10 protein-coding genes are annotated in these 14,543 nt (G+C 42.2%); 9 read left to right on the top strand and 1 reads right to left on the bottom strand.

Features of this window, described 5'->3' with window-relative positions; translation table 11 throughout:
* The first annotated feature begins 475 nt into the window (after positions 1-475).
* The 8 genes from nrfA to DK428_RS02630 all read left to right on the top strand — a co-directional run bounded on the left by nrfA (position 476) and on the right by DK428_RS02630 (position 9,615).
* Complete coding sequence (nrfA, locus tag DK428_RS02665; RefSeq protein WP_204352440.1) at positions 476-1,999, top strand: ammonia-forming nitrite reductase cytochrome c552 subunit; 1,524 nt, start codon at positions 476-478, stop codon at positions 1,997-1,999.
* A 72-nt stretch (positions 2,000-2,071) separates the two neighbouring features.
* Positions 2,072-2,728, top strand: a complete 657-nt coding sequence (gene nrfB / locus DK428_RS02660) for a cytochrome c nitrite reductase pentaheme subunit (RefSeq protein WP_109064257.1) — start codon at positions 2,072-2,074, stop codon at positions 2,726-2,728.
* Positions 2,725-3,402 (top strand): cytochrome c nitrite reductase Fe-S protein, encoded by a 678-nt coding sequence (gene nrfC / locus DK428_RS02655; protein WP_109064256.1) that lies wholly within the window; start codon positions 2,725-2,727, stop codon positions 3,400-3,402. Before nrfB ends, nrfC begins: the two co-directional genes overlap by 4 nt.
* Entirely contained in the window at positions 3,399-4,364 is a 966-nt protein-coding gene (gene nrfD / locus DK428_RS02650) for a cytochrome c nitrite reductase subunit NrfD (protein WP_109064255.1), read from the top strand. The genes nrfC and nrfD overlap by 4 nt, the downstream gene beginning before the upstream one ends.
* A gap of 563 nt (positions 4,365-4,927) precedes the next feature.
* Positions 4,928-6,838, top strand: coding sequence for a heme lyase NrfEFG subunit NrfE (gene nrfE, locus DK428_RS02645; RefSeq protein ID WP_109064254.1), 1,911 nt, complete (start codon positions 4,928-4,930; stop codon positions 6,836-6,838).
* A complete protein-coding gene (locus DK428_RS02640) occupies positions 6,831-7,361 on the top strand; it encodes a DsbE family thiol:disulfide interchange protein (RefSeq protein WP_109064253.1) in 531 nt (176 codons plus the stop codon). The genes nrfE and DK428_RS02640 overlap by 8 nt, the downstream gene beginning before the upstream one ends.
* On the top strand, positions 7,358-8,407 hold the full coding sequence (nrfF, locus tag DK428_RS02635; protein ID WP_109064252.1) for a heme lyase NrfEFG subunit NrfF: 1,050 nt from the start codon (positions 7,358-7,360) through the stop codon (positions 8,405-8,407). Before DK428_RS02640 ends, nrfF begins: the two co-directional genes overlap by 4 nt.
* Positions 8,404-9,615: a BaiN/RdsA family NAD(P)/FAD-dependent oxidoreductase gene (locus tag DK428_RS02630; RefSeq protein ID WP_109064251.1), complete on the top strand. Its 1,212-nt coding sequence runs from the start codon at positions 8,404-8,406 to the stop codon at positions 9,613-9,615. Before nrfF ends, DK428_RS02630 begins: the two co-directional genes overlap by 4 nt.
* Positions 9,616-9,639: 24 nt before the next feature.
* On the opposite strand, the gene DK428_RS02625 is transcribed toward DK428_RS02630, so the two are convergent.
* Positions 9,640-11,667, bottom strand: a complete 2,028-nt coding sequence (locus DK428_RS02625; RefSeq protein ID WP_109064250.1) for a BCCT family transporter — start codon at positions 11,665-11,667, stop codon at positions 9,640-9,642.
* Positions 11,668-11,975: 308 nt separating this feature from the next.
* Between DK428_RS02625 and DK428_RS02620 the strand changes: the two genes are divergently transcribed.
* A complete protein-coding gene (locus tag DK428_RS02620) occupies positions 11,976-14,519 on the top strand; it encodes a TonB-dependent receptor plug domain-containing protein (protein ID WP_109064249.1) in 2,544 nt (847 codons plus the stop codon).
* Positions 14,520-14,543 lie beyond the last annotated feature (24 nt).

The following is a 14,543-nucleotide window of genomic DNA, read 5'->3' as shown; positions in this document are numbered from 1 at the left end:
AATAAAAAACATTTTATTTTTTGACCGCACTTTTTGTGTGTTTTATTAGTAGAAGGCTAAATTTCAGTTGATGAAATTTAGCCTTTGCCATTTTTCTTTTCCGCTTTTTATGTTACATATTTTGGGGTGTTTATACCTAAAAATTGTTAACTGTAATTTATTCTTTTTGACTTGAACAAAATTACGATAATATACTCATAAATAGGTATATAAAAATTTCCATTGTATTAACCTACCTAACAAAACTATCACAAAATAATCAGTTAAATTTAAAAAATTGATCAAACGCAAAGAAACGTTAAATACCCATAGAGAAAATGCAGTTATTTAGATATGGTACAGCCGTTATTTAGACTTTTTTAGTCTTATATCATATTGTTTTTAATGATAAAAATTCTCATTATTAACACTATGGTGGTAGGCCTTTATAACCTTCTATTTTTCAGAAGCATTTAACTTTACTGGAGTGATTATCGTGAACGCATTGAGAAAAAGCCTGATTGTGGCAGCTTCTTTCGTCGCTTTTGGCGTGTTTAACTCGGCCATGGCAGAATTGGTTTATAAACCATTGGAGCAACCTGTAGAAGCCCCTAACCCTAATTTAAAAATCGAAGCGGTGAATGAAAAATTCGCTGAGAAATATCCTAGTCAATTCAATTCGTGGAAAGCGACTGAAAAAGGCGACAAAATCATCTATGCAGATGAGCAAAACCCACGTCTTATCGTATTATGGGGCGGCTATGCGTTTGCGAAAGAGTATAACGCACCTCGTGGTCACGCTTATGCGGTCAAAGACGTACGCGATATTTTACGTACTGGCGCACCAAAAACAGCAAACGATGGCCCACAACCAATGGCGTGTTGGACGTGTAAAGGTCCGGACGTTCCACGTTTAATCGCGGAATGGGGTGAAGATGGCTACTTTGGTGCTAAATGGGCTAAAGGCGGCGCAGAAATTGTAAACTCAATCGGTTGTGCCGACTGTCACGATACGACCTCTAAAGACTTTGCTGAAGGCAAACCGGCATTACGTATTGCTCGTCCACACGTACTTCGTGCTTTGGATCATCTAAATAATGCGCTTCAAGCCAAAGCGAAAGCTGCAGGCAAAGAGCAAGTAGATTTAAGTTTCAATACAGCAGCACGTACTGAAAAACGCGCTGAAATTTGTGCTAACTGTCACGTTGAGTACTATTTCGCAGGCGATCTAAAACAAGTGACCTTCCCTTGGAACAACGGTCAAACTGTAGATGACATCGAAAAATACTACGATGACATCGGTTTCACCGACTGGACTCACTCTCTTTCTAAAGCACCAATGTTAAAAGCACAACACCCTGACTTTGAAATCTGGTCTTTAGGTATGCACGGTAAAAACGGCGTAACTTGTATCGACTGCCATATGCCTAAAGTGCAAGGTGCGGACGGTAAAGTTTACACCGATCACCAAATCCAAAACCCATTTGATGCCTTTGATACCACTTGTGCGAACTGTCACGATCAAAGCAAAGAGAAGTTAAAAGACATTGTTGCCTCTCGTAAGAAAGAAGTGAAAGACATCATGGGTCGTTTAGAAGATCAAGTTGTTCGTGCCCACTTTGAAGCGAAAGCCGCATGGGATGCCGGCGCAACAAAAGAAGAAATGGAATCGGCTTTAATGGATATCCGCCACGCACAATGGCGTTGGGATTACTCAGCAGCAAGCCACGGTGGTCACATGCACGCACCTGATGTCATGCTTCGCGTGTTAGGTTCTGGTTTAGACAAAGCTGCTGATGCTCGTACTAAACTTGCCACAATCTTAACTAAACATGGCGTGAAAACTCCGGTTGAAGTACCTGATATTTCTACTGCAGAAAAAGCATGGAAAGTCATGGGTATTGATATTGAGAAAGAACGTAAAGCGAAAAAAGAATTCTTAGAAACTGTTGTACCTCAATGGGTTAAAGAAGCTAAAGCCAATGGCAAATTAGCTGAAGATTCCGCAACAAAACAATAGAAAAACGTACCGCACTTTTGTGCACTTTATAAAAGTGCGGTCATTTTCAAAAACAAATTTGAGGTAATCAGAATGAATTTAACGTCTCTATTCCGCAAACCGGCAAAAGCCCTTACATTGCTTGCAGTATTGGTCGCCGCACCGATGCTCGCACAAGCAGAAGGTCAGCCGTCTGCAGCGGACAAGTTTACTTACGAACCGCAATTGGATAATCAACGCGATCCAAACCAATATTGTGCTAAATGCCATAAATTCGACAAAGTCGATAAAAATCAAACCTTGGATCAATCCGGTGGTGAATTACACTTCGGTAAGTTTCATGGTGCGCACTTAAATCAGAAAAATCCGAATAACGGTAAACCAATTAATTGTGTGAACTGTCATGGCAATATTTCTGAAGATCACCGTCGTGGTGCAAAAGACGTGATGCGTTTTGACGGCGATATTTTCGGTGAGAAAAAACCGATGTATAGCGCACAAGAACAAAACCAAGTCTGTTTCTCTTGTCACCAACCGGACAAACTTCGTGAAAAACTTTGGGCGCATGATGTTCATGCAATGAAATTGCCTTGTGCAAGTTGCCACACATTACACCCGAAAGATGATGCGATGAAAGGTATTGCACCGAAAAATCGTGTGAAACTTTGTGTGGATTGCCATGGTGAACAACAAAAACGTAAAGCACAAAAAGAACAAACCCAATCAACCGAACAAAAGGATAAACAATGACAACTTGCTCACGCCGAAACTTTGTTTCCGGCATGGGGGCGTTGATCCTTATGACGGGAATATCAGTGACCTCTTTAGCGAAAGAGGAAAAGGCGGATAAACCGAAACGCTACGCGATGGTGCACGATGAAACTGCGTGTATCGGCTGTACTGCGTGTATGGATGCTTGTCGTGAAACTAACCACGTGCCTGAAGGCGTTTCACGTTTGGAAATCCTACGTAGCGAACCTTATGGGGAATTCCCGAATCAAGAGTACGAGTTTTTCCGTCAATCTTGCCAACATTGTACGAATGCACCTTGTGTGGCAGTTTGTCCAACCGGGGCATCATTCATCGATCCTGAAACCGGTATCGTGGATGTGAATAAAGATCTTTGCGTCGGTTGCCAATATTGCATTGCCGTCTGTCCATATCGCGTACGTTTCATTCATCCGGTACACCGTACTGCAGATAAATGTAACTTCTGTCGTGATACAAACTTAGCAGCTGGTAAACAACCGGCTTGTGTAGAAGCCTGTCCAACCAAAGCATTAACCTTTGGTGATATGAATGATCCGACAAGCGCAGTGGCACGCAAGGTAAAACAAAGTCCTGTTTACCGCACGAAAGTGGAATTAGGTACACAACCGAATCTTTACCATATTCCATTCCAACACGGAGAACCAAGAAGATGACATTAGATTATCCTGTTCCGTTTCACACACCTAACTTGGTGTGGGATTCAACAATCGCTATCTACTTGTTCTTACTTGGTATTTCTTCCGGTGCGGTACAATTAGCGATTGCGTATAAACGTAGTAACAAACTTGAAAATCCAAACAAAAACTGGATTATTCGTGCCGCTGCCGTATTGGGGAGTGTGCCGACATTAATCGGTTTAACCTTGTTGATTTTCCACTTGGCGCGTCCTTGGACATTCTGGAAATTGATGTTTAACTATCAATTTAATTCCGTGATGTCTATGGGGGTTATGTTATTCCAAGTGTATATGCTCTTCCTCGTGTTATGGTGCGCAGTGATCTTCAAAGATGATATTGCTGCCTTGCTCAACCGTTTCATGCCAAAATTAGGTTTCTTAGTGAAATGGATTGGTGCGTTTGAACGCTTGGTTGGTGCATGTGAGGTTATCCTATTCGTTTTAGCTGCCGTGTTAGGGGCTTATACCGGCTTCTTACTTTCCGCGTTGATTAGTTACCCGATGTTGAATAACCCGGTATTACCGGCGCTATTCCTAGCCTCCGGTACATCATCAGGTATCGCAGCCACCTTCTTATTTATCCTTATTGCAGGTAAATTAAAAGGTGATTCCCATGAATCTCACTTCATTCATAAATTTGAAGTGCCGATTATGGTTACCGAGCTTGGTTTATTAGTATGTTTCTTCGTTGGACTTTACTTCGGTGGCGGTCAAAAAGTCGTTGCATTAGAGAATGCGTTATCCGGTTTCTGGGGCGCGGTCTTCTGGATTGGGGTATTCTTTATCGGTATCTTAATCCCACTGGTTGCTAATATGTTTGTTAGTGATCGTTGGAAATTCAACAAGAACTTTATCATCCTAGTGTCGATTTTCGACTTAATTGGGGTATTGTGTTTGCGGTACTTTATTTTGTACGCAGGACAGATGACCGTAGCGTGATAAAGGTTTTTATTTATACTAAAAGGCGTAGTAAAATACGCCTTTTTGTTTGTCGTTACTTTTCTTTGCTTTGCCAAAGAAAAGTAATGAAAAGAAGGCAACCCTGCTTTGCCTTGTTTATTCGCAACTCAGCATAGCTGACTTGCTCACCCCTTCGGGGGCGTTGGCTATGCCAACGCTCAAAATGCGTTGCATTTTGTCCTTTGTTCCATTGAATTTGCTTCACGGAAATTTTCGAACTCGCCACCTGGGCGGTTCAAACAAAGCGAAAATTTCCTACAAATTCAACTCCACAAAGGCGGCAAAGAAGGGAACCTGATTTGTTCTTTCTGCGAGTAAAGTGCGGTTAAAATTTTAAACGTTTTTATCTAACTTTCCCCTCTTTAGCAAAGAGGGGAAGGGGAGATTTGGCAGAAGTGATTTCAACCTTATAGGTTATTCAATATCGTCAAAATCTCCTCCTAGCCTCTTCTTTGTTAAAGAGGAGGTATAAAATGCAGGCGAAACCTGAAGTGATCATCCACAAAACCAACATAACAACCTAAAACACACGAGATTATTTTATGATCCCCGAACTAGGCTTTATCTCTCTTCTTCTCGCTATGATGAGCGCGCTTCTTCTCGCGGTCGTTCCACAACTCGGGCTTTGGTTTCGTAAGCCCGCATTGACCCAATTAGCTTGGGGATTAAGCTATTGCTTCGGCTTATTTACGTTAGCCGCCATTTCTATTTTGGCGTATTCCTTTGCGGTGGATGATTTTACGTTGGAATATGTCGCGGCCCATTCGAATTCTCAATTGCCGACTTTCTTCAAAATTGCGGCAACTTGGGGCGGGCATGAAGGCTCCATGTTGTTTTGGTTATTTTCACTTTCTGTTTGGGTTGTGCTGTTTGCATTATTTAATCGAAAAAATGACCGCACTTTTGTGGCGCAGAGTTTGGTGATTTTAGGCTTAATTTGTTTTAGCTTTGCTGTCTTTATCGTTTTCTTTTCTAATCCGTATGGACGTCTCTTTCCCGCACCGTTGGAAGGACGTGATCTGAACCCGATGTTGCAGGATGTGGGGCTGATTTTTCATCCGCCGTTGTTGTATCTCGGTTATGTTGGTTTTGCAGTGAATTTTGCGTTGAGTATTACTGCATTGTTGCATCAACATTTAGAAAGCCAAATTGCCCGCGTGATGCGGGTTTGGGTATTGGTCTCTTGGTTGTTTTTAACATTAGGTATTGTGCTAGGGGCATGGTGGGCATATTACGAACTTGGCTGGGGTGGTTGGTGGTTCTGGGACCCGGTAGAAAACGCGTCATTAATGCCTTGGTTATTAGGCTTAGCGCTGTTACATAGTTTAATTGTCAGTGAAAAACGGGGCATCTTTAATTATTGGACAACGCTTTTCTCACTGTTAGCATTCGCTTTCAGTGTGCTCGGCACCTTTATTGTGCGCTCAGGTGCATTGACTTCTGTACATGCTTTCGCAGTCGATAGCCAGCGTGGTACGGCATTGCTTGTGATTTTCTTCCTGTTGGCTGTCGGGGCGCTCGGTTTGTTTGCTTTCAAAGCGAATATGCAGCAACAACCTGTGAAATTAAAGTTGCTTTCCAAAGAAAGTGCGGTGCTTTTTTTGAATGTTTTATTGAGCATCGCGACCGTCAGCACGTTTCTCGGCACTTTCTATCCAATGTTATTCCAAGCCATGAATTGGGGTTCTATTTCTGTTGGTGCTCCTTATTTCAACAGTATTTTCCTTCCGCTGATTGTGTTAGTGTTAATTGCCATGGTGATTTCCCTCGGCTTGCATTGGGCAAAAGCGGATAAACGCATTTTATTAAACCGTGCCGTGTTATTGTTGCCGTCTTTGTTGCTTTCCTATTTGGCCATTCACCACTTTATGCAAAATGACGCTGCGTTACAGTTTAAATGGACAGCCTATTTCCTACTAACCTTAGCGATTTGGTTGTTATTGGCAACATTATGGCAAAACTGGCGTAAGTTAGGTCTTTCTCACTATGCGATGATTTTTGCACATAGCGGTGTGGCCATTGCAACGATGGGCGCCGTCATGAGCAGTTATTTCGGTAGTGAAATTGGTGTACGTTTATCGCCACAACAAAGCCAACAACTTGGTGCCTTTAATTTTCAATACGAACGGTTTTCCAATGAAATCGGACCAAATTTTACGGCTGAAGTGGCGACCTTTAGCGTGACGGAAAACGGCAAGCCGTATGCCGATTTACAACCGGAACGCCGTTATTATGATGTACGCACCATGACCATGAGTGAAGTGGGACTTGCGGGGGGAATTTTGGGTGATTTGTATGTTGTGATGGGCGATCCGCTTGGCAAAGGTGAGTTTACTTTCCGGTTACATTACAAACCGTTGATTCGTTGGTTGTGGTTCGGTGGTGTATTGATGGCATTGGGTGCATTGTGTTCTGTACTGACGACGAAGCGAAGAGGAAAACGCGATGAATAGAAAAGTAATTTTCTTCCTGCCATTAGCATTGTTACTTGGAGTATGCGTTTTATTGTTGGCGGGATTGAATCAAGACCCGAAAAAAATCGCTTCTGCGTTAATTGATAAGCCTGTGCCTGAATTTTATCAGGCAAATTTATTGGATAATCGTCAAACGCTCAGTCCAAAAGATTTTCCGAAGCGTCCATTTTTGATCAATATTTGGGGAAGCTGGTGCGGTTATTGTCAGCAAGAACACCCATTATTGCTTGAGTTAGCAAAAGAGATTCCTATCGTGGGTGTGGACTATCGTGACAAACCGCAAAATGGTATTGCGATGCTGCAACACATGGGCAATCCTTATACTTTAGTCATCGATGATAGCCGTGGTGAATTGGCGTTAAAACTCGGTGTAGATGGTGCGCCGGAAACCTATCTAGTGGATGCCAACGGCATTATTCGTTATCGTCATTCCGGCTTATTAGATCGGGAAACTTGGCAAAAAACTTTCGCGCCTCAACTTAACCAGCTATTACAACCATGAAACGATTTTTCGCGTTAATTTTTTTATTTATCAGTGTCAATGCCATTGCTGAAATGGTGGATACCTTTGAATTTCATAACCAAGCGGATCGTACCCGCGCCGTGGAATTGGCGAAATCTTTGCGTTGTCCGCAATGTCAAAACCAAAACTTAGTAGAGTCTAATTCACCTATTGCCTACGACTTGCGTATTGAGGTGTATAACATGGTGAATGAAGGCAAAACGAACCAGCAAATTATTGAGTCCATGACATCGCGTTTTGGTAACTTCGTCAATTATAAGCCACCGTTCCAATGGAATACCGCATTGCTTTGGTTATTACCGGTAGGCTTGTTGCTGGCAGCATTTGGGTTGATTTGGTATTCCAGTCGCAGTTCATCACCGCTTGAACCAGAAAAACAGGCGGAAAATTTACCGCACTTTCAATCCTTAAAAGAGAAAAGTGCGGTCAAATTTGAGCTTAAATCGACGCTCCTGGTTTTCGCTTTATTACTTGTCATTCCTTTCGCGTATTATTTTTCTCTGGAACGCTTTTCTCGCGTACAGCAAGGTGAGCAGGAACAAATTGCACAACATAATCAGCAACTCGAAACGCCGGAAGAAAATAAAACCGAGGCGATTATCGGCAAAATTCAGGATAAATTGCGCCAAGATCCGAATAGCGCGGAAAACTGGATTACGCTGGGTGACGCGTATATGCAGAATAACGATTTTGATAGCGCTCTTGTTTGTTATGGCAATGCCGAAAAAATTGATGGTCGCAAGCCGACCACGCAAGGCTTGATGGCGATGGCATTATATCTTCAGGCAAATCAACAGATTACACCACAAGTTCAACAATTCTTGGATGAGGCGTTAGCACAAGATCCGAAAGAAGTCTCTGCTTTATCGTTGTTGGCAGCAGAAGCGTTCAAAACGCGCGATTATTCCACCGCACTTGATTATTGGCAGCAAATTTTAGATTCAGGCAACTCTGCGGTGGATCGTCGTGCCACCATTCAGAAAATGAAAATGGTTGATTTTATGCAGAAGGGAGAGTTGCAGTGAGCCAGCATGCCATTGAAACGCTGATTATCGGCGCGGGCGCGGCAGGCTTGTTTTGTGCGGCGCAATTGGCAAAGTGCGGTGGCAAAGTCAGAATTTTAGATAACGGTAAAAAAGTTGGGCGAAAAATTTTAATGTCCGGCGGTGGTTTTTGTAATTTCACCAATATAGAGCTTTCTTCAGATCGTTATCTCAGCCAAAATCCGCATTTTGTGAAATCTGCCTTAAAACGTTTTACCCAATGGGATTTTATCGGTTTAGTGGCTGAGTATGGCATTCCTTATCACGAAAAAGAGCTCGGTCAGCTGTTTTGTGATAACGGCGCGGAAGATATCGTCAATATGTTACTAGCGGAATGTCAAAAATACGGCGTGGAGATTGCCTTACGACAAAGTATTTCTGCTGTGGCAAAAACAGAAAACGGATTTTCTGTTGTGGCAAACGGCGAAACCTTTGATTGCTCTCATTTAGTCGTTGCTACCGGCGGTTTGTCTATGCCGGGCTTGGGCGCAACGCCTTTGGGTTATCAAATCGCTGAGCAATTTGGCATTCATGTGATTGCACCACGGGCAAGTTTAGTGCCTTTTACTTGGCGTGAGTGCGATAAGTTTTATGCCGCGTTATCCGGCATTTCCTTAGATGTTGCAGCGACTAATCAACACAAAACCTTTACCCATCAAATGCTGTTTACTCATCGTGGGTTATCCGGACCGGCGATTTTGCAAATTTCCAACTATTGGCAACCGGGTGAAAGCATTCATCTTAATTTATTGCCTTATAACGATATTCGTCATCATTTAAACGAACTGCGCCAATCTTCACCGAAATTACAGTTAAAAACCGTATTAAGCCGTTTATTACCTAAAAAATTAGTGGAGTTATGGCTTGAAAAAGGCTTTATACAAGATGAAGCCATTGCCCAATTAAGTAAAGTGCGGTTAGAAAATTTGGTGAATTTAATCCACCACTGGCAGTTTGTACCGAATGGTACGGAAGGTTATCGCACTGCCGAAGTGACTATGGGGGGCGTGGATACTCATGACATTTCCTCCAAAAACATGGAAAGCAATAAAGTACAAGGCTTGTATTTTATCGGGGAAGTGTTGGACGTTGCCGGCTGGCTTGGCGGTTACAATTTCCAGTGGGCGTGGAGTTCTGCCTATGCCTGTGCGCAGGCGATTGGCTTGAAAAGAGAAGAAATGCCGTCATAATTGACGGCATTGCTGTATTTAAGGTTATTCGGCAAGCTCCGTTTGCTGATGAGACATCAATTCTTGTCCCACATCGGCTAATAAACTCAAATAACGTTCATATTGCTTCAAAATATCGGCAATCAATTCCGAGCTATTCATATATTGCACGTCATAACCCGTCCGTCCGTCAAAGAAGTAGGTGTAAGGCTCGTAGGTCATGTTGTGTTGAATATGTGGCAGGTGATCGTCGTTAATTAATTGTGCGGACACCTCGCGCCCCACGGATTTAATGCCATACATAAAATCACGCAGCGATTCTTTCTGAATAATGAACTCTACGGCAGGTTCGGTTTGTTCAAAATAGGTGTTGATATGTACGCTTAACCCATATTTACCAATCAGTTCCTGACGCAATTCACGCATTGCCGGGAGTGCGGTACGTTTAAGAAATTTCAAAATATCCTGTTCTTGGGTTTGATTAAGAATCTGTTCCAATCGTTCTTGCCAATTCTCACCGCTCCAATACACACTGGTCGGCGTCACTTTGGTGGTGAAGTATTTTTGATCGGCATTCAAACCTTTCCATAAGCTCACGCACATGATGAGCATTAATAACATGAAAGGTAGTACCACAATGAGTGTCATGGTTTGCAATATCGGAAGTCCGCCCGAGCGCATCAATACAATGGCCACAATGGACATTAATAACCCCCACATAATGGCTTGCCAGCGGGGCGCCGATAAACTTTTATCCCGTGAGGCGATATTGTTTAACACATAAATACCCGAATCCGCCGAAGTAATGAAAAACAGCGAGATGACCACCAGGCTAAATAAGCCGGTGAGAGTTGGTAGCGGTAGGTAATTCAGGAATTTAAATAATAGTTTTTCCGGTACGTTAATTAATTCGCTTAATGCGCCATTAGCCAAACGCTCGTTAATCCAAATAGCGGTATCACCGAAAATAGTGAACCAAATTACACAAAAAAGAGACGGAACCGCCAACACGCCGAAGATAAATTCACGAATGGTACGACCGCGTGAAATACGGGCGATAAATAATCCTACAAATGGTGCCCAAGAACACCACCATGCCCAGTATAAAACCGTCCAACCGCTAAACCATTCGGTGTTGTTCTGTTCATACACATAGGTTTTAAAGCTAAGTTGGAGTAAATTACTTAAATAAGTACCGAGATTGTCATTAAAGGCGGAAAGTAAGTACAGTGTCGGGCCGCTAAGCAACACAAATATCATTAAGAGTAGTGCCAAACTGAGGTTTATTTCACTCAATATTTTTACGCCTTTTCCTACGCCGGAAATCGCTGAGGTCATGGCCATCGCCATGACGACAAAAATAATTGCAATTTGAATCAGGAAGCTATTTTCTGTAATCCAGCCTAATTGTTCTAAGCCTGCGCCCAATTGTGCCGACCCGAAACCAAGGGTAGTGATAATTCCAAAGAGCGTTGAAATTAAGGCTAAAATATCAATAATATCGCCCATTTTTCCGTTAATGCGATCTTTTAACAGCGGGTAAAAGCAAGAACGTAACGCCAAAGGTAATTTATAGCGGAAAGCAAAATAGGCCAACGCCAAGGCAATAACCGCATACACTGCCCACGCATGAATCCCCCAATGGAATACCGTATGTAACAGGGCTTCCTGCTGTTTATGTTCGCTTGCGCCCGTAGTGATAGAAGATAAATAATGCGTGAGTGGCTCTGTCACCCCAAAGAACATCAGTCCCACGCCCATCCCGGCGGCAAATAGCATCGCAAGCCATGCCCAAAAACCGAATTCCGCTTCTTCCTCATTCATGCCTAACTTGATACTGCCAAAACTGCTGATGGATAAGGTCAACAAAAAGAATAAAAAAATTGAAAAACCGAGGATATAAAACCAACTGAAGTTCTTAAAAATGCTACTTTTGACCATATTCAACAACATATTGACCTGCTCAGGCATTACCAAGGTGATGCCGACCACCAATAAGACAATGAGTAACGTTACGCAAATCACTAAGGGATTAAACGAGGAGTTCTGTTGTAAAAATCGTGACAAAGCCAAAGCATACTCTCCTACAAAAAGTCAAAATAACAAAAATAAGTCGTTAAAATTGGTATAAAAAATAAACGTTAATGCTAACGAATGGATAGCTCATGGAATGAGCAATTTGAGAGAAATAAATTGTGGAATATAAAGGATTATTTCTTTTAATTGAGGTAATTCTATCAAAATATACGAATTGTTTCAATTTGGAAAATATTGGGTGATTTTACCTACTTAATGTGAGCTAATGAATATTGCTTAAAGTATTTAGCTAGTAGATAATTAAATGCGAACTATTCTTATTTCATTTTGTCTGAGGCGCGCTTATGAAACCACCTTTCCTCCAAACTCGGATCGCATTATTTATCACCACCACTTTTTGCCTGCCATTAATGGCATCTGCTGATGAATCAGCAGATAACCTCCCCAGCGAAACATTAGAGACGATTGTGGTGTCGGGAACCCCTTTTAGTCAGCAGATCGGGACACAGAAAATAACCGAAGATGAGATTGCTCATCGTCCTGCAACAAACCCGAGTATCACCAGTTTATTAAAAACGAATCCTGCCGTTAGATTTTCCAACAAAGACGATACTTCCTTATCTGCCGGTGAAATTTCTCCTCCCGAAATCTCATTTCATGGCGAAAAATTCTACAATAATAATTACACCATCGATGGATTTTCCAATAATGACAATATTAACCCGGGTTCCGGTGCGGGGAAAAATGATGATGTCAACCCGGACGGCGTAAACCCGTGGGAACTGCCGGCAGGCGGTACGCAATCCTTATGGATTAACCCTGATTTATTGAAAAATGTAGAAGTATTCGACAGCAATATTTCGGCAAAATACGGGCGTTTTACCGGTGGTGTTGTCAATGCGGAAATTAAAGATCCTGATTTAGAAAAAATGAAAGGCAAAGTGTATTATCGAACAACCCGTGATAATTGGGCGAAATACCATATTTATGAGCCTGATCAAGAGACATTTGAACAGGCTAACCGTTTTGTCGATCAACCTCAGTTCACTAAACATTTCTATGGCGTACAACTAAACCAACCGTTTGCCGATAAAAAAGGCGGGATTTTATTTGCCTATGATCGGGCGGAATCTTCCATTCCTTTTAATCATTCCGTTTTACGTGATGCCAATGTTGCAAGAGCAACCGACGGCACTTATTCCGCTAAACAAAAAAGAAAAAGCGAAACCTTTTTATTAAGTGCGGTTTATCTTCCTGATAACGGTGATCTATGGCGGGCAAAAGTCATTTATGCGCCCCATGAATCTTTTTATCCAAAACGAAACGTCTATAACGGCGGAATGACTAATAAGGGCGGTGGCATTCAAACAAGTTTGGAATGGGAAAAAGAATTAAGCTGGGCGAAAATGAAAACGGCTGTGGGCTATAAGAAAACCGGTAATGAGGTTGAGCATGACGGTGATGTTTATCGTATCTATCGTTTAACGCCAAGTATTCCTTATCGTGCTAACGGCACCACGGTAAATAGTGGCGGTTATGGGACGACCGAGACAGAAAGTGAAAGCTATACGTTAAAGCAAAATTATGAATTATTGCCGTTCACGACGGGAAGTGTTGATCATAAAGTTATTTTTGGCTGGCAAATTGACCGCACTTCTTCCAAATATGAGCGAAAAACAGCAACGGCAGGCTATAACTACGTTACTACGGGCATTAATAATCTCACGGAATGTGCAGATGAATGTATTCTTGGTGAACAGTACGCAAATCGGAGAACGGTTTATGATGCGCGTAGTGTGAAAGTTAACGATTCAACATATTCCGTCTATGTTCAAGATAATTTGAAATGGAAAAATTTAGAAACGACCGTCGGGTTACGTTTTGATCGTAATCAGTATCTTAAAAATAATGATATTGCCCCACGTTTTTCTGTTACTTATGACGTGTTTGGTGATTCAACAACCCGCCTTTTTGGTGGCTTGAATCGTTATTATGCAGGTTCTATGATTGCTTATAAATTACGCCAAGGCATCGGCTCTAACTATACGCAAACCCGTTCCATTCAAAACGGTAGGTTAACCGAATGGGGAAATCCAACGGAAGGCACCGGTGGCTCAACCCGTTATGATGCCTCCCATGTGAAAACACCATATAGCGATGAAAAAGTGCTTGGTTTGGCGCAAAAATTCCAAGGGATGCTTTGGACGGTGAAATGGGTTCATCGAGATGGCAAAGACCAATTTACCCGCACAAAACGGGAAGATAATGTTCGGGTATTAAGTAACGACGGTTGGAGTAAAAACGATACGTTCACGTTATCCGTTTCACCGTTAGAACCTTATAACTTTAAATATGCTACCGTCAGATGGGATTTAGGGTTACAGGCAAGCCGCAGCAAAACCAATAATACGTATTATGATCAATCCACCGTTGCGGAAGAAGAACGCGTGGATAAAGTCATTTATCGCGGAAAACTGATCGATATTGACGACTTGCCGCCGAGCGATTTCAATCAACCTTGGCGCGGAACGTTAACGATTGATACGACATTCCCACAACTTCGATTAAATTGGACGCAGATTTTAAGTTATACCGCAGGACAATATTCCAGAGTCGGAAAAAGTGACGTCGTTTGCCCGGGAGGTCATGAATTATGCGGTGGTCATGTGGGTAATATTATTGAATATAATGATGAAAAACATAGCGGCGCGTTGCTGTTGGATTGGCGTTTTTCTTATAAGCAGCCTACCTTTAAAGATCAATATTTAGAATTCACCTTAGATGTCAACAATGTGTTGAATAAACGTATATCCGTATCTTCAACCAGTCGAACCAAAACTTACAAAATGGGTCGCAACTTCTGGTTCGGCGTGAGTTACAACTGGTAAAAACACCGATAAAATCCACTGCAC

It is taken from the genome of Aggregatibacter kilianii (assembly GCF_003130255.1).
GTDB classification, from domain to species: domain Bacteria; phylum Pseudomonadota; class Gammaproteobacteria; order Enterobacterales; family Pasteurellaceae; genus Aggregatibacter; species Aggregatibacter kilianii.
Note: the sequence above shows the minus strand (reverse complement) of the source record. Positions and strands in the feature narration are given on the sequence as shown.